The organism is Chryseobacterium sp. DZ-32, assembly GCF_059587025.1.
The window spans coordinates 121,692-146,618 of record NZ_JCAIOM010000014.1; the positions used below are offsets into that span (position 1 = coordinate 121,692).

The 24,927-nt window shown below is 37.6% G+C and carries 23 protein-coding genes; 17 read left to right on the plus strand and 6 right to left on the minus strand.

Features of this window, described 5'->3' with window-relative positions; translation table 11 throughout:
* Window positions 1-149 precede the first annotated feature (149 nt).
* Complete coding sequence (gene dacB / locus AC59HC_RS16395) at window positions 150-1,619, plus strand: D-alanyl-D-alanine carboxypeptidase/D-alanyl-D-alanine endopeptidase (RefSeq protein WP_343640322.1); 1,470 nt, start codon at window positions 150-152, stop codon at window positions 1,617-1,619.
* 83 nt (window positions 1,620-1,702) lie between these two features.
* Window positions 1,703-3,634 (plus strand): M1 family metallopeptidase, encoded by a 1,932-nt coding sequence (locus AC59HC_RS16400; protein WP_411413656.1) that lies wholly within the window; start codon window positions 1,703-1,705, stop codon window positions 3,632-3,634.
* A gap of 69 nt (window positions 3,635-3,703) precedes the next feature.
* Here AC59HC_RS16400 and AC59HC_RS16405 read toward each other — a convergent pair whose 3' ends face one another.
* A complete protein-coding gene (locus AC59HC_RS16405; protein WP_496559010.1) occupies window positions 3,704-4,582 on the minus strand; it encodes a cupin-like domain-containing protein in 879 nt (292 codons plus the stop codon).
* A 158-nt stretch (window positions 4,583-4,740) separates the two neighbouring features.
* On the opposite strand from AC59HC_RS16405, the gene kbl reads away from it, so the two are divergent.
* From kbl to gldG, 4 genes are all read left to right on the plus strand, one after another.
* Entirely contained in the window at window positions 4,741-5,937 is a 1,197-nt protein-coding gene (kbl, locus tag AC59HC_RS16410) for a glycine C-acetyltransferase (RefSeq protein ID WP_110009461.1), read from the plus strand.
* A 172-nt stretch (window positions 5,938-6,109) separates the two neighbouring features.
* Window positions 6,110-6,661 (plus strand): CopD family protein, encoded by a 552-nt coding sequence (locus tag AC59HC_RS16415; protein ID WP_137906052.1) that lies wholly within the window; start codon window positions 6,110-6,112, stop codon window positions 6,659-6,661.
* A gap of 59 nt (window positions 6,662-6,720) precedes the next feature.
* Entirely contained in the window at window positions 6,721-7,449 is a 729-nt protein-coding gene (locus tag AC59HC_RS16420) for an ABC transporter permease (RefSeq protein ID WP_137906051.1), read from the plus strand.
* Window positions 7,450-7,453: 4 nt separating this feature from the next.
* On the plus strand, window positions 7,454-9,124 hold the full coding sequence (gene gldG, locus AC59HC_RS16425) for a gliding motility-associated ABC transporter substrate-binding protein GldG (protein ID WP_411413657.1): 1,671 nt from the start codon (window positions 7,454-7,456) through the stop codon (window positions 9,122-9,124).
* A 270-nt stretch (window positions 9,125-9,394) separates the two neighbouring features.
* On the opposite strand, the gene AC59HC_RS16430 is transcribed toward gldG, so the two are convergent.
* The 3 genes from AC59HC_RS16430 to AC59HC_RS16440 all read right to left on the minus strand — a co-directional run bounded on the left by AC59HC_RS16430 (window position 9,395) and on the right by AC59HC_RS16440 (window position 11,430).
* Window positions 9,395-10,213: a DUF2314 domain-containing protein gene (locus AC59HC_RS16430; RefSeq protein ID WP_411413658.1), complete on the minus strand. Its 819-nt coding sequence runs from the start codon at window positions 10,211-10,213 to the stop codon at window positions 9,395-9,397.
* Window positions 10,214-10,251: 38 nt separating this feature from the next.
* Window positions 10,252-10,890, minus strand: coding sequence for a hypothetical protein (locus tag AC59HC_RS16435; RefSeq protein WP_202844132.1), 639 nt, complete (start codon window positions 10,888-10,890; stop codon window positions 10,252-10,254).
* A gap of 111 nt (window positions 10,891-11,001) precedes the next feature.
* The gene (locus AC59HC_RS16440; protein ID WP_110009455.1) at window positions 11,002-11,430 is read right to left on the minus strand and encodes a DUF4268 domain-containing protein; all 429 of its coding nucleotides are present in this window, start codon (window positions 11,428-11,430) and stop codon (window positions 11,002-11,004) included.
* A 151-nt stretch (window positions 11,431-11,581) separates the two neighbouring features.
* On the opposite strand from AC59HC_RS16440, the gene AC59HC_RS16445 reads away from it, so the two are divergent.
* The 3 genes from AC59HC_RS16445 to AC59HC_RS16455 all read left to right on the plus strand — a co-directional run bounded on the left by AC59HC_RS16445 (window position 11,582) and on the right by AC59HC_RS16455 (window position 13,537).
* A complete protein-coding gene (locus tag AC59HC_RS16445; protein WP_110009454.1) occupies window positions 11,582-11,989 on the plus strand; it encodes an RrF2 family transcriptional regulator in 408 nt (135 codons plus the stop codon).
* Between the two features lie 281 nt (window positions 11,990-12,270).
* The gene (locus AC59HC_RS16450; RefSeq protein WP_411413659.1) at window positions 12,271-13,158 is read left to right on the plus strand and encodes a sulfite exporter TauE/SafE family protein; all 888 of its coding nucleotides are present in this window, start codon (window positions 12,271-12,273) and stop codon (window positions 13,156-13,158) included.
* Between the two features lie 88 nt (window positions 13,159-13,246).
* Window positions 13,247-13,537, plus strand: coding sequence for a putative quinol monooxygenase (locus AC59HC_RS16455; protein ID WP_131438555.1), 291 nt, complete (start codon window positions 13,247-13,249; stop codon window positions 13,535-13,537).
* Between the two features lie 164 nt (window positions 13,538-13,701).
* Here the strand turns inward: AC59HC_RS16455 and AC59HC_RS16460 are convergent, their stop codons facing one another.
* Together AC59HC_RS16460 and AC59HC_RS16465 are read right to left on the minus strand one after the other, a co-directional pair.
* Window positions 13,702-14,994, minus strand: a complete 1,293-nt coding sequence (locus tag AC59HC_RS16460; protein ID WP_411413660.1) for a T9SS type A sorting domain-containing protein — start codon at window positions 14,992-14,994, stop codon at window positions 13,702-13,704.
* Between the two features lie 195 nt (window positions 14,995-15,189).
* Window positions 15,190-15,996: a choice-of-anchor J domain-containing protein gene (locus AC59HC_RS16465; protein ID WP_411413661.1), complete on the minus strand. Its 807-nt coding sequence runs from the start codon at window positions 15,994-15,996 to the stop codon at window positions 15,190-15,192.
* Between the two features lie 95 nt (window positions 15,997-16,091).
* Here AC59HC_RS16465 and AC59HC_RS16470 point away from each other — a divergent pair, with 95 nt between their 5' ends.
* The 8 genes from AC59HC_RS16470 to AC59HC_RS16505 all read left to right on the plus strand — a co-directional run bounded on the left by AC59HC_RS16470 (window position 16,092) and on the right by AC59HC_RS16505 (window position 24,701).
* Window positions 16,092-18,197, plus strand: a complete 2,106-nt coding sequence (locus AC59HC_RS16470; RefSeq protein WP_411413662.1) for a TonB-dependent receptor plug domain-containing protein — start codon at window positions 16,092-16,094, stop codon at window positions 18,195-18,197.
* A gap of 16 nt (window positions 18,198-18,213) precedes the next feature.
* A complete protein-coding gene (locus AC59HC_RS16475) occupies window positions 18,214-19,329 on the plus strand; it encodes an HmuY family protein (protein WP_411413663.1) in 1,116 nt (371 codons plus the stop codon).
* A 21-nt stretch (window positions 19,330-19,350) separates the two neighbouring features.
* Entirely contained in the window at window positions 19,351-20,229 is an 879-nt protein-coding gene (locus tag AC59HC_RS16480; RefSeq protein ID WP_202844117.1) for a heme/hemin ABC transporter substrate-binding protein, read from the plus strand.
* The gene (locus AC59HC_RS16485; protein ID WP_411413665.1) at window positions 20,213-21,253 is read left to right on the plus strand and encodes a FecCD family ABC transporter permease; all 1,041 of its coding nucleotides are present in this window, start codon (window positions 20,213-20,215) and stop codon (window positions 21,251-21,253) included. Before AC59HC_RS16480 ends, AC59HC_RS16485 begins: the two co-directional genes overlap by 17 nt.
* On the plus strand, window positions 21,253-22,026 hold the full coding sequence (locus tag AC59HC_RS16490) for a heme ABC transporter ATP-binding protein (RefSeq protein ID WP_411413666.1): 774 nt from the start codon (window positions 21,253-21,255) through the stop codon (window positions 22,024-22,026). The genes AC59HC_RS16485 and AC59HC_RS16490 overlap by 1 nt, the downstream gene beginning before the upstream one ends.
* Window positions 22,027-22,028: 2 nt before the next feature.
* Window positions 22,029-22,679 (plus strand): class I SAM-dependent methyltransferase, encoded by a 651-nt coding sequence (locus AC59HC_RS16495; protein WP_496559011.1) that lies wholly within the window; start codon window positions 22,029-22,031, stop codon window positions 22,677-22,679.
* A gap of 4 nt (window positions 22,680-22,683) precedes the next feature.
* Window positions 22,684-23,712, plus strand: coding sequence for a hemin-degrading factor (locus AC59HC_RS16500; RefSeq protein WP_496559012.1), 1,029 nt, complete (start codon window positions 22,684-22,686; stop codon window positions 23,710-23,712).
* A 116-nt stretch (window positions 23,713-23,828) separates the two neighbouring features.
* Window positions 23,829-24,701: a ChaN family lipoprotein gene (locus AC59HC_RS16505; protein ID WP_496559013.1), complete on the plus strand. Its 873-nt coding sequence runs from the start codon at window positions 23,829-23,831 to the stop codon at window positions 24,699-24,701.
* Window positions 24,702-24,927 lie beyond the last annotated feature (226 nt).

The following is a 24,927-nucleotide window of genomic DNA, read 5'->3' on the forward strand; positions in this document are numbered from 1 at the left end:
AACTTTACACTCTTTTATAACGGGGCGGTGGTTCGTTATATAACAATAATTTCTACTTTTGGACGTTGATTAAGTGTTTGGCTCTTTTACTGAATGATTTAACCTTTCATTTTTTATAGAGTCAAAACTACAGAACAAAAAGAAGATAGATGGTAAATTTCAGAAAATATATTTCAAGTGCGGCGGTGTTGGCTTCTGGTCTTTTCCTGGCTCAATCTACCGTTTCTACCGTTCTTTATTCCCAGAATTATGACAATCAGAAAAGCAGTTTAAATCTGCCTTCACCCGTTACTACGATGGTGGAGAAAACTGTTTTGTCAGCAAAAGAACTGGTAGACATTAATGTAAACACAATGATGGCGGATCCTGTGCTGAAAAATGCAACCTGGGGATTCGTAGTGTATGATCCTAAAACGAAGAAGGTAATCTCTTCGTACAACGAAAATACTCCTTTAGTGCCTGCTTCTACGACCAAATTACTGACAACGGAAACGGCATTAAATATGCTGGGTGAAAACTACCGTTGGATGACTCAGCTGGAGTACTCAGGAACCATAGATGAAAATGGAGTGTTGAATGGAAATCTTTATGTAATAGGAAGCGGAGACCCTTCTTTGGGAACAAACAAAGCAGGTGCAGCTTCTTATAGAGATATTATTTCAGATTTCGTAGGCGGAGTTTCAAGAGAGGGAATCAAAAAGGTAAATGGTGATATTATCATTCAGACAGCGCTTTTCAAAGGCAATATTTCAGTGCTTCCGGAAAATGTTGTATGGTTGGAAAACAATAACTATTATTTACCGGCAGGAAGTACCCGCGATATCAACCCGGCCAACGAAAAACTGATCGTTAAAAAAGGTGGTTTCTCTACAGAAAAGAAATTCTTCTACGTTTCTCCTTACAATCATCAGATGGTATATGCTGATAAATATGAAGGAAACGGAGTTTTAACAACCAAACTTCCTGATGCACCGGCTTATCTTGCCAACTCTTTCAGAACAACACTGGTGAAAAGCGGAATTCCTGTTACCGGAAAAGTAACTCCGAAAATGACAGATGCAGCCCCTGAAAACAGAAAAATGCTTTCAGCGTATAAATCACCTACTTTAAGTGATATTATTTATTATACCAACCAGCATAGTGATAACTCACTGGCAGAAGCTTTGCTGAGAACCGTAGGATATCAGAAAATGGGTGATCAGACTTCAGAATCCGGAAGAATCGTGGTGACTAATCACCTGAAAGAGGCAGGTTTTGATATGGTTGGACTTAATTACATCGATGGAAGCGGATTGTCAAGAAGTAATAACGTAACCCCTATTTCCCAGGTGAAGTTTCTTACTTCTCTGATGGATCAGAAATACTACAGATCTTATCTGACTTCTTTGCCTATCGGAGGACAATCCGGAACATTGAAAAGAATGTTCAATGCAGGAGGGAACGGACAGGTTTTTGCGAAAACAGGAACTTTGAATAAAGTAAAAACATTAGCTGGTTATCTGAAAACCAATTCAGGAAAAACGTTGGTTTTTTCTTTAATGGTGAATAATTATTCAGGATCGGTAGATATGGTAAAGAAAAGAATGGAAAAAATTCTTGAACCCGCATTAGATCTTTAAAATTTTTTTATTTTATATATTATAACAGCCTTTTAATCATGGATTAAAAGGTTTTTTTTATATTTGATTAAATTTTTCAAAACATGACAAAATTGTACCTTTTGGTGTTGGGATTTCTATTTTCCCAACAGTTCTATAGCCAGAAGCAAGAACAAAACATTGATATGAAGGGACTCGTTGAAAAAGAGAAAAAATCCTTCACTCAAAAAATGAATATCGGGAATATTAATCCCAATACCCTGAATTACGACCTGCAGTATCAGAGAATGGAAGTCAGCCTTGATCCTGCGGTGTATAATATTTCCGGTTCGGTAACTTCACATTTTAAACCTACTCAAAGTATGGGAAGCATCTATTTTGATCTTTCCAATTCGTTAACGGTTTCTCAGGTGAAATACCACGGAACTAACATTACAAGCTTTCAGCAGCTTCCTTCAAAAGAACTGAAGATTGATTTTCCAGCTTCTATTCCTGCCAATACACTGGACTCTCTTACCATTTATTATGCTGGAGCACCGTCCACAAGTAATGATGCATTCAAAACTGCTCTTCAGAGCGGAACTCCAGTTCTTTCTACTTTGAATGAACCTTATGGCGCCCAGGACTGGTTTCCGACAAAGCAAAGTTTAAATGATAAAATTGAAAGATTTGATTTTAAAATTACAACTCCATCGAACTACAGCGTAGCAGCGAATGGAAAGCTGATGTCTGAAACTTTTCCTACAGGAAACACTAAACTTACGTTCTGGAGAACAATGTATCCTACACCGGCATATCTGATCGCGCTGTCCATTACCAACTTTGTTAAGCTTAATGATACCATCGGAAATCCTCCGTTTCCTTTTGTGAATTATATTTATCCGTCTACGAATTCAAATGCCACCAGTATAGCCAATATCAACTGGACAAAGCAGGTGATGGATACTTTTGAAACCTATTTTGGATCTTATCCTTTCCGTAATGAAAAATATGGTCACATGGAATTTATGTATGGAGGAGGAATGGAACATCAGACCATGTCTTCTATGGGAGGATGGAGCAAACAGCTGATTGCCCATGAACTTACTCACCAGTGGTTTGGGGACAAGGTAACCTGTGGTGCATGGAATGATATCTGGCTGAATGAAGGTTTTGCAACTTTTGGAGAACATGTTGCCAACGAAAAACTATTGATGACCAACACAGAATTTCTGAATTATTTACAAGGTCAGTCTAATTACATTACCGCAAGTACAACAGGAAGTGTGTATGTGCCGGATTCCGGACTTTCCAGTATTAATAGAATATTCGACAGCAGATTGTCTTACGCCAAAGGAGGATATGTGCTGAGAATGCTGAAATGGATTTTAGGTGATGCTGTATTTTATCAGGCGCTTAAAGATTACCATGCGAGACCGAACCTGGCATACAGCTATGTGCGTACAACTGATTTCAACGCTTCTCTGCTTCAGTCAACCGGAACAGATTTTACAGAATTTTTCAATGACTGGGTCTATGGAGAAGGATATCCTACGTACACCATCAAGTGGATGCAGGGCGGAAATCAGGCTTTATTTAAAGTTTCTCAGACACAAAGCAGTCCTACCGTTGGCTTTTTTGAAATGCCTTTACCAATTAAAGTGACAGGAACTGCAGGCCAGACTGCTTATTTTGTCCTTAATAATACATCCAATAATCAAAGCTTTTTACAGTCGGTAACATTTCCTATTGCAAGTGTTCAGTTTAATTATGAATATCAGATTCTTGAGAAAAATTCTACAGTTGTTCAGGATAATACATTAAGTGTTTCTTCTGTTGAGAAAGAAGAATTTGGTTTGTATCCGAACCCTGCAAAAAATGAAATTAATCTGAAAGGAATTAATAAGGCTATGGACTTTACGATTCATGCCATAGACGGAAAACTGGTAGGAAAAGGAACGTATCAGCCGGGTAAAGCGATTGGAATAGCAGAATTAGCTCCCGGAGCTTATTTCATTACGATTGATGAAAAGAATATCAAATTTATCAAACATTAAAAATAACAAATGGTGAAGTATGAATGAGTACTTTTACCAAAGTGAATCATAATATCACAAAAGAAGCTTTCAGATTTGAAAGCTTCTTTGTTTTCTTGCTGCTCTGGCTCCTCTTTTTCTGGCCGTTTTCACTTTGTATTCAAACCATTTTTCTTTGAATATTTTACGCATCAGATTATCAAAATGTCTTGTGATGACTAAATTTTTGAAGCCACGCCATTTTTCAAGAGGACTTGAGGGAAGTGCCCTCACTGATATCGAATAACCTTCCGTATCATATTGAATATAATGCCACCAGCCGGAAGGAATATAAAGGGTTTCACCAGGACGAATGATAGCTTCATAGCCATTTAAATAAAGAAGGGCCGGATATTTTTTGTAATCAGGATTTTTAATCTGAGCCAGACTATGGAAATTGTAGGGCAGCTTATACATAAAATCAGACTGTTCCCACGGGAAGAGCCAGATTCTCTTGTTTCCCTGAAACTGTGTGATAAAAACATGGGACATGTCAATATCAATATGATTTCTGGTGACAGAACCTTCTCCTCCAAAAAACATAAAGGGCAGCCATTTCAGTATTTTACCATTCGTTACATCATTGTAGATGAGGTCATTCTTCAATTCAGGTTTTATTTTCAGTAAATTAAATAAGAAAAGCCTGTGTTCGGTGGGAGCAGATTGGATGAGATCCAGATATTCTGAAAATCTAGTCTGTGCAATAGGATCACTGGCCACTCTGTCCAAAGAATCAAGCTCACTGCCGTAGATATTCACTATATGATCTCCTGCAACTTCTTTGAAATACTCATAATTCCACTTTTTAAAAGCTGGACTTTCCGGATGCACAAAGTCCTCAATAATAACCGGAATTCCCGGCTTCATGTGGTTATTGATAAAGGTTCCTGAACTGATCGTCTTTATTTTTTGTACCGGCTTTAATCTCATGCATTAAAATTTTAAACAAATATAAATATTATCCTACTAAATTTGTAGACTAATAATGTTAAAAGTGAAAGCCTTTTCAATTTTTTAGAATTAAACTGATAAAAGGTTTTATTTTACTGCCTTTTTAGTAAATTAGCACATCTAAAAAATTACTAAAAATGATCTCTGAAAAATACCTTCAACATTTACAGAACGAACTTCAGAATATTGAGAATGACGGACTTTACAAAAGAGAAAGAATCATCACTTCTCAGCAGAGTGCAGAAATAGAAGCTAACGGAAAAAAGCTTTTGAACTTCTGTGCCAATAATTATCTGGGATTATCCAACCATCCGGAAGTAATGAAAGCTTCGCAGGATATGATCCAATCTCACGGATACGGAATGTCTTCTGTACGTTTTATCTGCGGAACACAGGATATTCACAAAGATTTGGAGAAAAAGATTGCTGATTTCTTAGGTCTTGAAGATACCATCCTTTACGCTGCAGCATTTGATGCCAACGGAGGTGTTTTTGAACCCCTGTTTACAGAAGAAGATGCTATTATTTCAGATGAACTGAACCACGCATCAATCATTGATGGTGTTCGTTTGTGTAAAGCAGCGAGATACAGATATAAAAATAATAATATGGAGGATCTGGAAGCTCAGCTGATTGCAGCTTCTGAGAAGAACCACCGTTTTAAAATCATCGTTACAGACGGAGTATTCTCAATGGACGGTATTGTTGCAGATTTAAAAGGAGTTTGTGATCTTGCCGATAAATATGATGCCTTGGTAATGGTAGATGATTCTCACGCAACAGGTTTCATCGGAAAAACAGGCCGTGGAACTCACGAAGCGAATGAAGTAATGGGTAGAGTAGATATTATTACTTCTACTTTAGGAAAAGCTTTAGGTGGTGCTTTGGGAGGATTTACTTCCGGTAAAAAAGAGATCATTGATATGCTGAGACAGCGTTCAAGACCTTATTTATTCTCGAACTCTTTAGCACCTGGTATCGTAGGAGCTGCATTAAGAGTATTGGATATGATTTCAGATGATACCTCTCTTCGTGATAAAGTAATGGAAAATGCAGAATATTTCAGAACGGAAATGAAAGCGAAAGGCTTTGACATTCCTGATGGGGATGCTGCTATTGTTCCGGTAATGCTTTACGATGCTCCGCTTTCTCAAAAAATGGCAGAAAAGCTTATGGATGAAGGCATCTACGTCATCGGGTTCTTCTATCCTGTGGTACCGAAAGGAAAAGCAAGAATCAGAGTACAATTATCTGCGGCTCATACCAAAGAACATCTGGATAAAGCGATTGCTGCTTTTGAAAAGGTTGGAAAAGAATTAGGAGTGATCTCTTAATTATTGAAGTGGCTACCACAATAAAAATATAATGTTCGGCTCGGGCAGCTTTGCTGCCCCGAGCCGAACTATTTTTTATATAAAATCTATTTTACTTATATTTTCCTGATCAAAAGAAATTTATTTTTAACAATTATATAATAAGCTTATCTTTGCTGTTAATTTTTTCTGAATGCTTTACACAATAATCAAAGCGCTGCACATTATTTTTATGGTAAGCTACTTTGCGGGAATTTTTTACCTCGTGAGGATTTTCGTTTACTATAAAGATACCGATGAATTTTCTGAAGAAAAAAAGAAAATTCTGAGAGAGCAGTACACTTTTATGGCCAGAAGGCTGTGGAACATTATCACAGTTCCTGCCGGGGTAATCATGGCGGTCTGCGGATTGGTGATGATCTTTTTAAACCCGGGATTAATGAAGATGGGATGGTTTCATTTAAAACTAACCTTCCTGATCGGGCTTGCCATCTACCATTACTGGTGCTGGAAAAAAGTCCTTCATTTAAAAGTTCTGAATGGAAGTACACTGCCCATTGCCAATATCAAACTGAGACAGGCCAATGAAATTGCAACGTTCATTCTGTTTCTGGTCGTATTTACCGTTATTTTAAAATCAATGGTGATCGAATACTGGTGGCAATTAATTGCAGGATTTTTCGTTCTTGTATTTCTGATTATGATGACAGTGAAACTGGTTAATAAAAATAAAAAAAACAAATAATTGTAGAGTAGGGTGCATGTCCGAATATATTCATCCCTTCTATATCTTATAAAAAAACTATGATTGCAATTTTAAAGAAAGAACTTTGGAGTTACTTTGGAAACTGGAGTGCATGGGTGATTATTGCCGCTTTCAGTTTGATAGCGACTCTTTTTCTGTTCTTTTTCGACAACGATTCTAATATTTTTGAGATTGGAATGGCCTCATTGCAGAGCTATTTCGTATTAGTTCCATGGCTGTTGATGTTTATCATCCCGGCCCTTTCTATGAAAACTTTTGCGGAAGAACAGCAAACCGGAACATTGAACTGGCTTTTTTCACAGCCGTTAAAAGTTTCAGAACTGGTGACAGGTAAATTCCTTTCCGTATGGATTGTAGGAATTTTATGTCTTATTCCATCATTAATTTATCTTTATACGGTATATGTTTTGGGAGTTCCTGCAGGAAATATTGACCTGGGAATGACCTTTGGAAGCTATATCGGACTGATAATCTTAATCGCAGCATTTTCAGCAGTGGGAATTCTTGCTTCCTCTCTCTCTCAGAATCAGATTATGGCTTATCTGCTGGGTGTTTTCATGTGTTTCATTATGTATTTTGGGATCGAACAGCTGGCAAGTTATAAACTATTGGGAGGTGCAGATTTTATCCTTCAGAATATTGGCTTCTATCAGCATTTCTTAGGCTTCACAAGAGGACTTATTGATGTTAAAGATGTGGCGTATTTTGTACTTGTCATCGGCGCTTCATTAGTATTGGCTAATCATTTTATTAACAAAAAGAAGTAGAATCATGAAGAAGTTCAATGCTAAATCTCCACTGGGAATTTTCTTAATTGCAATTGTTCCTTTGGTTATTATCCTGACCTATTCGGGAATCAGATTAGACTTAACAAAAGAAAAAAGATATACCCTTTCTGATAACACCATCAAAGTACTGGAGTCTGTTAAAAAGCCTCTGACGGTAGAAGTGTATCTGGAAGGTGACTTTCCGGCAAGTTTCAAACAGCTGCAAAGCGAAACGAAATTCATGCTGGAAGAATTCAGAAAAATTAATCCGAAGATTGATTTTAAATTTATCGATCCGATTAAAACAAAAATGTCTCAGGACACTTTGATGGCTATGGGAATGCAGCCGTCTATTCTTCCGGATGTAAAAGACGGGAAAATCTCACAGATCACCCTTTTCCCTTACGCTGTGATTAAATATGGAAATGATGGGGTTTCTATTCCTTTAGTGGTTCAGCAGGCCGGAATTGATGCCGATCAGCAGCTGACAAGATCGATTGAAGGATTGGAGTACAATCTTGTTTCCAACATTAAAAACATTGCAGCCGCCAAGAGAAAGAAGGTCGGAATCCTGGTCAACCATGATGAGCTGAATCCGGATGAATTCCAGGGATTTGTACAGCTGGCCATGGAAAACTATGATGCAGGACCTATCATTCCTAAAAATCAGACTGAACTTTCACTGGAAGATGTTCCGTTGTTAAAGCAGATGAGTGCCCTGGTGATTGCGAAACCAAGAAAAGCTTTTACCGATAATGAAAAAGTAATTCTGGACCAGTACATCATGAACGGAGGAAAAACCCTTTGGATGATTGATGCCGTAAATGCTGAAATGGATACGCTGACAAGATCCAAAAAAGTAATGCCTTTCCCTGTCGATATCAATATGACAGACTTCTTTTTCAATTACGGGCTGAGAATCAATCCCGCGTTGGTAAAAGACGTTAAAAAGTTTGCCCTGTTAAGACTGGTTACAGGAGAAGTGAGTGGAAATCCTCAGTATACAAGCTTACCCTGGCCTTATTATCCGCTTGGAATTGCCGAAAATAATAATCCGGTCACCAAGAATATCAACCCTGTAAAATTTGAATTCCCGACTTCCATCGATACTTTAGGAGGAAGAAAGAATATCAAAACAAAAGTCCTTTTCGAATCCAGTGAAAGAACTTTATTGAAACAGGTTCCGAATTATGTGGATCTGAAAGAAATTGCAAGCGTAGACAGCCTTGGACAAATGGAGAAACCAAGTACACCGAAGATCTTCGCTGTAGCCTTGGAAGGAAAATTCAACTCTGCGTATGCATCGAGAATTGAGAGAAAATCTTACCCTGGATTTAAAACATCCAGCCCGGAAAATAAAATGATTGTGATTGCAGACGGAGATGTAGGAAGAAACAAAGTGATCAAAGGTAAACCGCTTCCATTAGGGGTAGATCTGTTAACAAACGAACAGTTTGGAAACGAACAGTTCCTGAGAAATGCTTTGGACTATCTTCTTGACGACAGCAACCTGATGGAACTGAGAAACAGAAACATTGAAGAAAGACTTCTCGACAGGCAAAGAATTACTGAAGAGAAATCCACATGGCAGTGGCTGAACTTGCTGCTTCCATTGGCCATTATCGGCCTTATCGGAGGACTGTTCTTCTGGTTAAGGAAAAAGAAATTTGGATAAAGCATAAAAAATTCCGGAAGAACATCTTCCGGAATTTTTATTTTGACAACTTTATTATTGAGTAGTTGTTCAGACTTATAAAAGATGTTGAATATATTAAAAACCATTAAGAAGGATTTAAGAAATAAAGTATAGTTAAGATAAATCATTCTGATTTTTAAGCTTAAAGCGAAGCTTATCTTAATACTCTCAATAACTGAATACAATCTTAATGTTTCATAAATAAAAGTCTAAAACAAATTCTGAGTTGTAATAATCTTAATTAACAATTTATCCTTCCAATACAGGAATAAGATGTTCCCATTTCAGCTGTTTTGCATAATCCAAAGCTGTTTTTCCTTTTTTAGACCGGATATTTTTATCTGCTCCGGCTTCTAAAGCAACCTGTACCGTGGTTAGATTTCCTGCAATGGTTTCTTTGTGAAGAAGCGTCAGTCCGTCTTCATCGGTTTGAGTAAGTTCATCCGGATATTGTTGTAAAAATTTTACAAATTCCTCCTTCATATTTTTACTCATCGGATGTTCGATAAGATTTTCGGGATTTTCTTTCTGGTTATTCACAACGAGGATATCATTAAAGTCTCCGAAATCCAGCTGCCAAGCATTATCATGTTCCTTTCTTTCTGCAACAGACATGTCAGCACGCATTTTCTGGATGGTAAACCCGCCGTAAGCTTTCGGAAGTGGAGAAGATGAGGATGAAAATAACTTGGAAAGTCCCTTTGGTTTCTGTACACTTGGAGTGATGGCAAAAAGCCAGTCACTGATGTTTTGTAAAGGGATTTCAACATAATCACCCACCTGTACATTCTTAAGACTGTTGGGTTCATTAATCAAATATCCTCTCACGTGATCTCCGTCAAAGAATATTTCATTAATCCACATATGTTCTACCAGGCTTTCTCCGGTTTCTTCATCCTGTTCTTCAAAAGCTGTTTTAACGCATGATACATTCAGTCCGGGAATGATTCTTCTGTATTCCCAGGACTGTTCGCGCCAGAAATACTTAAAGGTTTCCTGAGCTTTTCTGTAAGCTTCAATCATTTGCGGGTCATTTCCGTCTGCAAAAAAAATTGGGTTCTCTTCCATTTAATAATTGGGGATGTGGTGTGTTAAAGAATATAAGATTATTGCTGATAGGCTTGTTTGGGAAGTAAGGCTGCTGTTTTGTAATAGCTGATGTCAGTAGGGATCTGTGCCTGAAGATCTTCGAAAGTATCATAATCATAATGGATCCAGTTTTCTTCATTGTCCGGGTCAGGTGTTTTATCTACAGCCAGCTCCAGTTTTCCGTCTTCCTGATAGCTGCATTCTATGGCTGCGTATTTTTCACCGTTTTCGTCATTCGTATACCAGCATTTTATGGTTCTTTCAAGGTGTGGTTGATGGGTTTCGTTATCGATGACCTGTGAGCAGATAAAGTTTTCAGGATCGTCCGTTTTGAAAACAGTTTTGGAAATAAGGGGCAGATCATCTACGGATAAAGAATATAATTTATTGGTAGAAATAATATAGCCGTCGGCAGTTTCTTTTCTTTCAATATCAAAAAAGTCAGATTTTTCTTTAAGATAATCCACTACCTTCACCTCGTCTTCCTCGTCACTTAGAAAATAATTGATGTTGTAAACACTGTCTTCATTGATGAATTCAATTTCTTTCAGGAAATCGGAGCCTTCTTCATAATAATACAGATGATATTCGCTTAGCTTCACAGCTTTACTTTTAGAGATGATTTCTCCAAAAATGTTTTTGTACACTTTTCTCATTTTTAATCATGTTAGTTTGTTTCATCTATTAGTTTAAGTGGTAGTGCAAAGATAAGTTTTCTTTTTTTATCTCAACCTGAAGTATAAAGTGGTATTTATTTCGTAAGTATTCTATATATCCTTTATAAAATCCTCATATTCGTAGTAAAACCTTTCGAAACCGTCCATTTTGTCCACAAAAAATTCAAAAATTTCTTGCCAGGTATTTTTATTAAAAACGGAAACATTATGTTTTTCAACCCATATCCTGCTGATGATCTTACCATTTTCAAGAGTGAAATATTCTTCCTTCTGAAAATCTCCGATGAAATCTTTTAATATATCCTCCAAAGACCAGATCTTCTCATAATAGGCATTCCGGAAAATTTCATCTTTCATTTCGATATCCAGAGAAACTTCTGCTTTTTTGTTGTCGGCAGAAAACTTAAATGCCATGTCCTTGATTTTGGTATCATAAAGAATCCATTTTCTGGGAAATGATCTTCCGAAAGCTGTCCAAAATTCTTTTTTTAATTGCTGTGCTTCTTGTTTGCTGAACATATGGCAAACATAATGATTTAATAGGAGAAAGGCAAAATTGTGGTACCTAAAACCGTAAAATTACGGATACATACACCGACATTTTTTTCGTTTGTTATTCCTGTTTTCAGGTCTTTTTCAAATATTAAACAATTTTCGTATTTTTGCTTTAATGCTTTCAAAAAAATCTCAATATGCTTTTAAGGCGCTGTCATATCTTGTAGAAAAAAGAAATGACGGCCCGATTCTTATTTCTGAAATTGCGGAACATAAAAAAATTCCTTTAAAGTTTTTGGAAAACATCCTTCTTGAACTGAAAAAAGCGGAAATCCTCGACAGTAAAAAAGGAAAGGGTGGAGGATACTTTTTTAAAGAAAATCCGGAAAATGTGAAACTGGCAAAGATCATTCGTCTTGTCAACGGTCCTATTGCGATGCTGCCATGTGTAAGTCTCAACTTTTATGAAAAATGTGAGGACTGCAATGAAGATCACTGCGGGCTTCATGATGTCCTGATAGAAGTTCGTGATGCTTCACTGAATATTCTGGAAAGTAAAACTTTAATGGATCTGGTAGATTAACCCGGTCCTTTTTTTTGAATTAATAGTCTACTTTTTTTGTAGGATAAATATTTTATCAGATATTTGCACTACTTCAAATGAATAAACTATGATTTCAAAAGAAGAGATAAACCAATTACAAAAGCTTACACGCTCCATTACTGCAATGCATTCTGATGCTGCATATGGCATACCTGAAAATATTTCCTTGTACAGAAGCGCAGAAAACATACGATCGTTAAATATCCTTATTTTCAATGTGACGGATAATCAGGAAATACAGACCAAAACGATTTTTTAATATGGTGATTTCAAGAAAAATTCAGGTAAGGTTGAATGTCCTTTTGGTAACGGCTGCTATTATATCCATTGCTGTTTTTTCCATGTATGAACTGGGATATCTGGAAGAACTACAGACCATTCTGGCCAAAGATCACTATATTTTTTACTGGATGCTCCTGGTAGGTGTTTTTGCAGAAATTGTGGCTGGTTCCATGGGAATGGGATATGGTGTTATTTGTACCACAACCCTTATGCTCCTCAATATTCCACCGCATATTGTAAGTGCAAGTATTCATTCTGCAGAAAGTTTCACCACTGCTGCGGGAAGCCTCAGTCACATTAAACTGAAAAATGTAAGCAAAAGTTTGGTGAAAAAGCTAGCTATTCCGGCTGTGATCGGAGCAATTATCGGAGCTGTCAGTCTTACTTATCTGGGAGAATATTATGCTAAAATCACTAAAACACTCATTGCTTTTTACACCTTATACCTTGGATTCCAAATCCTGTCAAATGCATTTAAGAAAAAGCAGAGCAAAGCCCTGAAAAGAAAAACCAATCTGACCAGGCTGGGTGTAATAGGTGGTTTTATAGATTCTTTTGCCGGAGGAGGCTGGGGGCCTTTGGTGACCGGAACATTGATTAAAAATGCATTCACCCCAAGATTTGCCGTAGGAAGTTCTACCGTGGCCAAATTTATTCTTACTATAACGGCTGCCGTTACCTTTTTCTTTACCCTGGGAATCCAGCACTGGAATATCATTCTCGGGCTTTTGATCGGAGGAATTGTGACCGCTCCTTTTTCAGCAATGCTTACTGCCAGGCTTCCTGTGAAGAAAATGTTTGTGATTATCGGAACTCTGGTGATTGTGATGAGTTCTATAACTATTTATAAATCAGTTTTTAATTAAAAATTATGTTGGGTGTGGAAAAATAAAAGGATTAAAAAGGTTTTCGGTTTTGAAAATATTTTACTTTTACATCACTAAATATTAGAACATGAATTTACATATCATTGCACTTTTTAAGTTTAATGAAAATTATCTGATGGACGCTGTAGAGCTGTTTCAGAAACTTGTGAAAGAAACAAGAAAAGAAGAAGGCTGTCTGCAGTACGATCTTATTGAAGATAAAGATAATAAAGGAACTTTCTTCCTGATCGAGCTTTGGGAAAGTGTAGAACATCATAACAGGCATAACGGGCAGGATCACCTTTTGGATTTCCGTAAGGATGCTTCAAAAATTATGGAAAGTTCTGCAGAAGTTTATAAAGGATTTAAAATATATTAATGGTATTGAAGGATTTAAAGATTTAAAAATTTAAAGAAGAATCTTATATAACTATTTGTTTTATATATTTTTAAGTTCTTTAATGAAGAAAAAATAAAAGGCGGTTTCAACAATCTGAAACCGCCTTTTTATTAGAAAAAATAGAAAGTATTAAAATTGAAAGTTTATTTCACGATAAGCTTTTTCGTCTCCGACTGACCACCGTAAGTAATTTTTACAAGGTAATTTCCTGATGGAAGTGTAGAAAGGTTCAGGTCCTGCTTGTAGAATCCTGCCTGGTTGGTAAGTTCATCTGAATATACCTTTTTCCCGGTCTGGTCATAGACCTCTACATTTCCCTTATTACCTGTTTTTTCTTTAACATCAAAAAGAACCGTTACTTTTTTATCCGCCGTAGTTGGATTAGGATAAATACCGAATGATGCTTTTTTTCCTACTTCGGTAATTCCTAACGTTTCCGTGATCTTTTTGTATTTAAAATACATATTTCCTGTACTGGCACCACCATTGGTTGTGAAGTACATTCTGTAGTAATCATTTCCTTTTTTGACGTAGTATACCACATCATTTTTCACCGTCCCGATCCCTTTCCAAGAGTGTCCTACCGTAGTGATAGCAGATGAGAAACTTGCATTAGCAGGAATTGCATATGATGCGGTTTGCTGGGTTTCAGGCTGAACCATTGCCACTTTTACGTTCGGACTTTGAATCGCTCCGGAAAGCGGGTACATCTGCACACCCATATAGAACGTGTAATATTTGGTGAATACGAAATCCCATGCCGTTCTGGAAGGCTCAAGATTGGGAACTTTTTCTCCGGTATCAAATGAGAAATAGTTGAAATATGAATCATCTGTTCCGTTGGCGATGGTTCTGGTTTCTGTAGCTCCCCATGAAGTCCCGTTCCATTTTGAATACTTGAAGGTATATCCTGCAAAAGCATCTTCAATAGCAAACTTGATATAAGTTCCTGAAGCATATTTTAAAACAAAAATAGCTTTCCCCTGAATGTGGTGGTTCACCGGGTTATAAACGCCCCATCCGGTTGAAGGAATATTGGGGTTTGGAGAAGTCACAGGTCCCTGTTCAAAAGCTCCCTGGCTCCAGTCAGTGGTCTGGTCCGGATTGTAAAGAGGATCTCCCCATGAAGCTTCATTGCTGATGCTGATGTTATCCCAGTCTGCTAAGTTGGTTGATGCAGTGAATACTTCAATATCCTTAGCATCATTGACTCTGGATCCGAACGCATAGTTTGAGTTCCTATAAAAAGCAATATCCCACGTATTGGCTGGCTGAGAAACCATATTACCATCTGCAAGGTTTACAAACACGCGGTTTTGGTATCCGCTTCCCATGGTCATATTTACCTGTGAGTATCCCAACGCGTCAGTCTGCGCCAAAACAGTCTGCTGAACAGACAATGCCAGTACTGATGCCAATAATAGTTTTGTTTTCATAATTTATTTTTTTAATCCTTATTTAGAATGATTCCACAAAAGTATATAATTATTTTTAATAAGTCTAAATAAAAACATGATTTTTATCGTGTTTTTATTTTAGTCACATAAAAAAATGCTAAAATCAGAACATAGAAAAGCCGGTAAGAAAAGTCCTACCGGCTTTAATAAAGGCCAATAATAGTCTGATAAACCTTATTTTTTGATGAATTTTGATTGGATCAATCTGCCTTCTGCAGTCTCAATATTCATATAATAAACACCCGTCTGAAGGGTATTGATGTCAAAACTTCTTCCATTGAGTTTTCCTTCGGCTACTTTGCTGCCTGCTGCAGAATAAATCTGAATGTTTTTAGGATCTTTTTTGACAATGAATTCTATTGCAGACTGATCAGAATTTAAGGCAAATCTGAAATTTTCTGTCGATTTATTATTGTCTGATACGCCTAAAGAGGCGGTCGTGTTATACACTACATTATCCACCTGGATTGCTACGTGAGTAGCAGTAGGAGTGAACTTAAATACAATGTATGAACCTGTGGATGCCGGAATATTAACACTGATATTCTGCACGGTGCCGATAGTGGCTACATTAATAGGGTTTCCTACAGGAACGAATGTTGACATATCTGCAGGGTTGGATGCTACTCCTATCTGAATGCTTCCAGGGCCGGGAGACGGTGATACTAAAGTAGTATCAAATGTCAGTGTTTTGTTTCCGGTCGGAGTCTCAATCTGTGGTGTAATAAGGTAAGATGAACCTGTAGCATTATTTCCTGCATACGACTGAACAAACCGGTTGGAATCTCCTGCTACAATCATTCTTGGAGGTACAGGAGGAAACTCACCGGTGATGGGTGCAACAATGGCAGACCATCCAAACTGAGGGAAAGTTGTGTTCCCAGCGGTAAAATTGTTGAAATTTTCATTGATGTTAGACACCTGAGCATTCGCCGTTAAGGCTGTCAACATCAGAGCTCCTAAAAGTAATTGTAATTTCATAAGATTATTTTTATTTAGAATTATTCCACAAAAATATATAATTATTTTTAATGAGTCTAAATAAAGTTTTATATTTGCTGAAAATTTGTACCCTTATGAAGAAGAAAGTGCTTTCCGTTCTATCATTATCCGTGGCCTTATGGGTAAATGCACAAGAAAAGGATTCTCTTAATCAAAAGAAAATTGAAGAAGTTGTTATTACAGGACAGTATATGCAACAGTCCATTAACAAATCGATATATAAGGTTGATGTTATTGATGCAGAACAGATCAAAAATATGGCAGCAACGAATGTTGCCGAGGTTCTGAATCAAAGTCTGAATATACAGATCACTCCGGATACGCGTTCAGGAAATTCCACCGCCAACATCATGGGACTTAACGGAGACTATGTGAAAATCCTTATAGACAATATACCGGTAGTAGGGGATACAGGGCTGGGAAGTAATATTGACCTTACCAAAATTACCTTAAGCAATATCGAAAGAATAGAAATTGTAAAAGGAAGTATGGGGGTTGAATATGGAAATGGAGCTGTTGCCGGGGTCATCAACATTATTACCAAAAAAAACAGTACAAAAAAGATCAGTGTTAGAGGTTCGATACAGGAAGAAACAGTAAGGGACAACTATGATCTTAAGAAAAGAGGAAACGGAAGGCATATCCAGAACCTTAATGTAGATTATAATATCAGCAATGAATGGTTTGCCAGCATCAATTTCAACCATAACCAGTTTATGGGATATGAAGGGGAAAGCAAAGGCTACAAATATTTCGGGCAGGATAACCAGAGAGGGTATGAATGGAACCCGAAAGATCAGTATGATGCGTCTGCTTTATTAAGATATACCAAAAATAAAACGACATTCTTTTACAAACTGTCTTATCTGAATGAAAAATTCAACTTCTACAATCCGGAGGTCAACAGAAATCCTCTTAATGATGGTTTGGGCGGTGTTTCGTATGAAAGCAGAGACAGAAGATATAATACCGACCGATGGATTCACCAGTTCAATATTCAGACTAATCTTGGACACATCCGGTACATGGGCGATTTCTCGTATCAGAACCAGGACAGGAAATACTACGATTATAATTACGATATCCCGAACAGACAAATCAAAAGCCGCCAGGAAGAAAAATCTTATTATAAGACTGATGTCATCTACTCCAGAGGAATGTTCAGCAATTTCGTCGACAGCAAAGTTTTTGATTTCCAGTTAGGATATGAATTAGACTATACCAATGGCTATGCTGCTTTAATTGCCGGAGATTTCTTTGGTGAAGCGGTAAAAAGAAAGATCTTCACCTATTCCAATTTCCTTTCTGCAGAATGGAATGTGTCAGACAAATTCTCTTTAAGACCGGGAGTAAGACTTTCTCTTAGCGAAAACTTTAATAATCAATACAACTATTCTTTATCAGCAAGATATAAAACCTCTGAGAATTCAAACCTTAGAGCAGTGGTGGGATCTGCTAACCGCTTTCCAAAATATGACGAGTTGTACACCTATTTTGTGAATCTTAACCATGATGTACAGGGAAATCAGGACTTGAATCCTGAAAAGGGATTCTCTGCAGGACTTTTCTGGAATCAGAACTTTTCAGCAGATAATGGCTGGAAGATCGCTTATGGAGTAGACGCATTATACCTTGATGTACGTGACAGGATTGAAATGGTAATGGTAAAGGAGCCTTCCACCTATAAATATATGAACCTTAATACCTATAAAAATCTACTATTCTCCGCTAATGTAGATTTCAGAAAAGATCAGTTTGCCCTGTCTTTAAGAGGATCAGTAAACGGAACATCAGTATCGATGATTGATTTGAAATCTTCTTCCCCAACAGACTTTCAGTATCTGGTACAGGCAGGCGCTTCAGCAACTTACAAACTGAAAAGTACCGACACTAATTTTGCCCTTTACTACAAATTCACTGGTCCGGACAGAATTTATGTGTCCGATGGAGCTAATGACTTCCGCCTTGGAAAAATAGATAGTTTCCATATGATGGATTTCATCGTAAGCCAGCCTTTCTGGAAGAAACATTTTGAAATTTCTGCAGGAGTGAAAAATATATTTGATGTAACAAGATTAAACTCTACGGCAGTGGCCGGTTCAGCTCATACAGCTGCCAATGGGTTTGTTAATTTATATTATGGCAGAAGCTATTTTGCCCGATTAATGTTTCAATTTTAAATAATAAGTTACGATTATGAAGTATTTAAAAGTAGTATCTGTTCTTTCCATCATGGCAGCCACACAGTCTTGTCTTTCTGCAGACGAAGATCCGGTTCCGGTTCCGCCTATGACGGGATCTGAAGTAAGTGTGCCAATTGGCGGCCCTACAGAACCTAACCAGGTTTGGATCGATTTAAGTGACTACACCAATCCGGCGGTCAACAGCAGGACAGACTGGGATCTTGGTTTTTACAGCGGCGATGCCTACAGAGTGATCATGAACGGATCTCTTGCCATGACGGTGATCAAAATACCCAACGCATCAGACATCAGTAAAGTAAAGGAAGCTGATATTTCAAGTTTAAAAGACATTGCCCAGGTAGGAACATTTGATGCTGCCAATATGAAATATGTTGACAATCCTAATGGTGACTTCCTGAATCAGACTTCAGGAATTGATGCCATCAAAGAAAATGATGCTGATAACCCAGTTTATCTGATCAATCTTGGGAGAGAAATACCTTCTGCTAACAATATCGGGGCAGGTTCAGTTTCATTGTCCGGTGATCCGAGAGGATGGAAAAAAATTCAGATTCTGAGAGCTCAGAATGGATACAAAATCCGTTATGCTGACGTGAATGCAGCAGAAGCAGACATCAAAGAATATATCATTACCAAAGATACAGAATACAGCTTCTCATTCTTCAATCTGAAAACAGGAACCCCGGTAAAAATTCAGCCAAAGAAAAAGAAATGGGATCTGGCATTCACAACATTTACCAATGAAGTTTTCATGGGACCTACAACCAGTGCAGGTAGCTATTTTTATGCAGATTTTGTAACAACCAATACTTTGAATGGAGTAGGTGCTTACCAGGTAACAGTTACAGGAAATCTTGATGCTGCTTACAATGCATTTAAACTAAAAGATGTAGAGTCTTCAAAATTTGTTTTCAATGACCAGAGGGCTATCGGCGATAAATGGAGAACCACTACCGGTACAGCATCCAATCCTGTTCCTTTTGTGTATGCAGACCGTTTTTTTGTATTGAAAGATGCTGAAGGCTTTTATTTCAAGCTGAGATTCAATACCATGAAAAATACAAAAGGAGAAAGAGGATACACCAATTTTGAATTCGAACCTTTATAAATAATCAAATAATAGTATATCATGAAAAAATTCATCCTTGCAGCTTCTGTTCTTGTAGCAGTATATTCTTGCAAAAAAGCAGAGACAGGAGCAAAAGAAAATACAACAGAAGCCATTTCAGAAGCACCCAAAACCAACAATAAAATAGTAACATTAAACGGAGGAATTACTGAAATCGTAGCTGCTTTAGGCCACGAGAAAGAAATAGTGGGAACTGATGTTACCAGTACCTATCCTGCCTCATTAAAAGCTACAGCGAAAGATTTAGGACACATGAGATCAATGACAATTGAACCGATCATGGCTGTAAACCCAACATTGATTCTTGCTTCTGATAAAGATATCAACCCGGAATTAATGGGGAAAATCAAATCCTCAGGGATTCAAACCGAAGTTTTTAAACAGGAATATACGGTTGAAGGAACTAAAAAACTGATCGAACAGGTAGCAAAAGCGATCGGAAATACAGATTATCAGAAACTAAACGATAAAATTGATGCTGACTTAAAGCAAGTACAGCCTATTGCTAAAAAGCCCAAGGTATTGTTCATCTACGCAAGAGGAAATATGCTGATGGTGAGTGGTAAAAATACCCCAATGGCTTCATTGATCACTCTTGCAGGAGGAGAAAATGCAGTGACTGATTTTGAAGATTTCAAACCATTGACACCGGAAGCCGTTGTAAAAGCTAATCCTGATGTATTATTCTTCTTTGAAACCGGTTTACAGGGAGCAGGAGGAAACGAAGGTGCGCTAAAAATGCCGGGAGTATCTCAGACTAATGCAGGTAAAAACAAGAAAATCATTGCAATGGACGGAGGTTTGGTATCGGGTTTTGGACCAAGAGTAGGAGAAGCAGCAGTAGGATTAAACAAACTTTTAATTGAAAGCACCAAGTAAACTATACTTTTATCTTGTTATAAGTGCGGTACTGCTTGTCATTATAGCAGTGCTGTCACTTAATACAGGAGTCTATGATTTCGGAGAAAACTCTCCGTTCAGGGCTCTGTGGCAATTTATAAAAGGAGATTCCGGTTTGTCACTCAGTGATAAATATGTGATCTGGGACGTAAGAGCCGCCAGAATTATCATGGCCATTTTAATAGGAAGTATGTTGTCGGTTTCAGGAACAAGTCTTCAGGGACTTTTCAAGAATCCTCTGGCAACCGGCGATTTAATAGGACTTACATCAGGAGCAACATTGCTGGCAGCCATTGCGATTGTTTTAGGAGGACATTTCAAAGAATATCTTCCTGAAGCTGTACAATTTTCACTGGTAGGAATAGCCGCTTTTATCGGTTCTTTTTTATCCATGATGCTGGTCTACAGAATTTCAACAAGCGGAGGGAAAACCAATGTAGTGATGATGCTGCTTACCGGAGTTGCCATAACGGCTATCGGGTTTTCGATAACCGGATTTTTGATCTATATCTCAAAAGATGAACAGCTCAGAGATCTTACTTTCTGGAACCTGGGAAGCCTGGCCGCAGCAACATGGACGAAGAATATCATTCTCGCCATTGTGATCACCATCGCCTACATCATTTTATTACCCAAAGGAAAAGCCTTAAATGCAATGATGCTGGGAGAAAAAGATGCACAGCATCTGGGGATCAATGTGGAAAGACTGAAAAAACAGATCATCATCACCGTGGCATTAATGGTGGGAACCTGCGTGGCATTTTCAGGAACAATTGGTTTTGTAGGGCTTATTGTACCTTATATTTTAAGGCTTTTATTCAAATCCAATTATGTTTTTATTTTGCCATTATCGGCAATGTGCGGAAGCATTTTGTTATTAACGGCAGATACCTTCAGCAGAAGTATTGTGGCACCGTCAGAACTGCCGATAGGGATTTTAACAGCCTTAATGGGAGGACCTATTTTTATCGCTATTTTGGTTAAATTTAAAAAATCACTGTAATGATCAAGGCACATCAGATTAATTATCAACATAAAGAATTCCGGATTCTGGACGGGGTAGATGTATCTCTGGAATACGGCGAATTTCTGGCCATTGTGGGACCGAACGGAGCAGGGAAGTCAAGTCTTTTGAGTGTATTGGCAGATGAAGTGAAGTCCGGCCATAACAAGGTTCTGTTTAAAGATAAACCCATCAGAGAATGGAATATCCGGGAACTTTCAAAACACAAAGCCAAGTTCTCGCAGCATAACAGCAATGATATTCCGCTTGAAGTGAAGGATGTGATCATGATGGGAAGGTATCCTTATTTTGATGCCCAGCCCGGAAAAGAAGATCTTGAGGCGATGAATAATATGATGTACGAAACCGATATTTTTCATCTCAAAGAAAGAGAATACAACACCCTTTCAGGAGGAGAAAAACAGCGTGTACATCTATCAAGAGTAATGGCTCAGCTTGAAAATGAAATTGCCCATAAACTGGTTTTTCTGGACGAACCATTGAATAATTTAGATATAAAACATCAGTACAAAGCATTGGAAATTATCAAAAATTTCACCAAAAAAGCCAACAGTGCTATTGTTGTTTTGCATGATTTGAACCTTGCTGCACAGTTTGCAGATAAGATTTTATTAATGAAATCAGGACAAGTCTCTGCCTATGGAACCCCACAGGAAGTTTTTACTGAAGAAAATATCAGCAATGCCTATAACTTCCCCTGTACCATCTGCGGACACCCTATTACGAATAACCCAATGATCATTTTTGGATAACCATGGAAAAAGAAGAACTCAAAATCCTTGCACAGAATCTTGCCAATCCTCAGGGTGAAAAAGGCATTGAGATTGGTGAAATGATGAATGCCACTAACATCAGCATGACGTTAGAAAGTATCAAAACACTTGTGATTGATGACGGCCAGCAAATCCTTGAAATAGGACACGGGAATGCTGCACACCTGAAAAGTATCATGAAACTTGCCAAAAACCTGAAATACACAGGGATTGACATTTCTGAAACCATGTACAATGAAGCCAAAAGGCTCAATAAAGAATTTGAAAGCCAGACGGAATTTGTTTTATACGAAGGGAAGAAGCTTCCTTTCAAAGATGAAACTTTTGATAAAATATTTACAGTCAATACCGTATACTTCTGGGAAAATCCCGTGGAATTCTTAAACGAAATCTATAGGGTTTTAAAAGATGACGGAACATTTGTTCTTACATTCGGACAAAAAGAATTCATGGAAAAGCTTCCATTTACAGAGTACGATTTCACTCTGTACAACAACAGCGAAATGGAAGAACTGATTTCAAAAAGTCATTTTAAGAGAATGAAAACTTCTGAAAAAGAAGAAGATATAAAAAGTAAAACAGGAAACGAAACCATACGAAGAATTTATACAATTTTAACCATAAAAAAGTAAAATAATGAGCACATTAGTTAATGATTTAAAGGAAAAATGGGAAGCTCTGAAAGCAGAAAATCCACATATCAGAATAAGAAATGCAGCAGCACAGTTAGAAGTAAGTGAGGCAGAATTGTTGGCAACAAGCATAGGAGAAGGCGTTACTGTCCTGAACCCGGATTTCCAGGGAATCCTTACAGAAGCTGAGCAGTTAGGAAAAGTAATGGCGCTTACCCGTAATGATGAATGTGTTCATGAAAGAAAAGGGACTTACCTGAACGGAGATTTCAGCAGTCCTCATGCACAGCTTTTTGTGGGTGAAGATATCGATCTTAGAATTTTCCTTAACCACTGGAAATTTGCTTTTGCCGTATTGGAAGAAGAGAAGAAAAGCCTTCAGTTTTTCGGCAAAGATGGTCTGGCACTTCACAAGATTTATCTGACAAAGGACAGTAATGAAGCTGCTTTCAATGCGATCGTAGAAAAATTCAGAGCAGAAGATCAGAATCAAACATTGGCTTTTGAAGCAATCGCTCCAAAACAGGCTGAAAAAGCAGATTCAGACATTGATGTGGAGGGATTCAAAAAAGCATGGACAGAATTGAAAGACACCCACGATTTCTTCATGATGACCAGAAAATATGGAGTAAGCAGAACGCAGGCGTTAAGATTAGCTCCGGAAGGATTTGCTAGGAAAATTGATAATGCAAAAGTGGTGAATATCCTTGAAGATGCTTCTGAAAAGAACGTTCCGATCATGGTTTTCGTTGGAAACAGAGGGATTATCCAGATCCACACAGGAAATGTGAAGAAAACACTTTGGCACCAGCAATGGTTCAATGTAATGGATCCTGATTTCAACTTACATCTTGACGTAACGAAAATTGCAGAAGCGTGGATCGTGAAAAAACCGACTGAAGACGGAGAAGTAACCGCTATCGAAGTATTCAACAAAGAAGGAGACTTTATCGTTCAGTTCTTCGGAAAAAGAAAACCTGGAATTCCTGAGCTTCAGGAGTGGAAGGACCTTGTAGCAGCTTTAGAGAAATAATAATTAGATGATTTGAATGAGACCGTTTTGTTTGTAAAATTCAAAGCGGTCTTTTTTATTGCATGCGACCTCCGGGTGATGAAATATTTGTGTAATTTGTGACTAAATATAAAAAAATGAAACATATTTTCATAGCGATACTGCTGGCTGGTTTCTGTGCATTGAAGGCACAGGACTTAAAAGCATATCAGTTTTATGATAAAAAAGGAAAAGAAGTAAAGACAGAAAAGCTGGTAAAAGAACTGGCGGATTATGATGTGGTCTTTTTTGGTGAAAATCATAACAGTTCTATCAATCACTGGCTTCAGCTTAAAATTACAGAAGCGCTGTTTGCGAAAAAGAACGGACAGCTGATCTTAGGAGCGGAAATGTTTGAAAGAGATAACCAGACGCAGCTGGATCAATATTTAAACGGAAAATTTGATGCAAAAACATTAAAAGATTCTGCCCGTTTGTGGAACAATTATGCAACCGATTACAAGCCTTTGGTAGATTTTGCCAAAGATAAAAAACTGAATTTTATTGCGACGAATATCCCGAGAAGATATGCCTCTCAAACCGCCAAAGAAGGTCTTGAATCCTTGAATAAATTAAGCGAAAAAGAGAAAACCTACATTGCCCGGTTGCCGATTAAAGTAACATTAGACACTCCTGGATATCCGGAAATGAAAAAAATGATGGGAGATCATGCAGAAGGAACCAAAGTGATGAATTTCATTTCAGCTCAGGCTGTAAAAGACGCTACGATGGCTGAATCTATCTTGAAAAGTTATCAGGCCGGAAAGACCTTTATCCACTATAATGGTAACTACCACAGCAAAGAATTCGGAGGAATCTATTGGTATATCAAACAGAAGAATCCAAACCTGAAAATGGCAGTTATCTCCGTTTTTGAATCCGCCGATCCTGAACTGAAAGTACCTGCCAAAGATTATATCCCGACAGATTTCAATCTGATTATTCCTGCGGATATGACAAAGACTTTTTAATAAGAAACTCGCAGATGATGCGGATTGAGCAGATCTTATTATGAATTAAATAATTTGAATTGCATTCATTCAATAGGAACGGGCTTTAGCCCGTTCATTTTTTTATATCAAAATTCCATTGGCTTTAGATTCTGTGTTAACTTCCAAATTATTTTTTATACATTTATATTTATAAAAGCGACCTTGAGTTAGCTTGCGTAGGGTGAACGTCTTTGATTTTTACCCT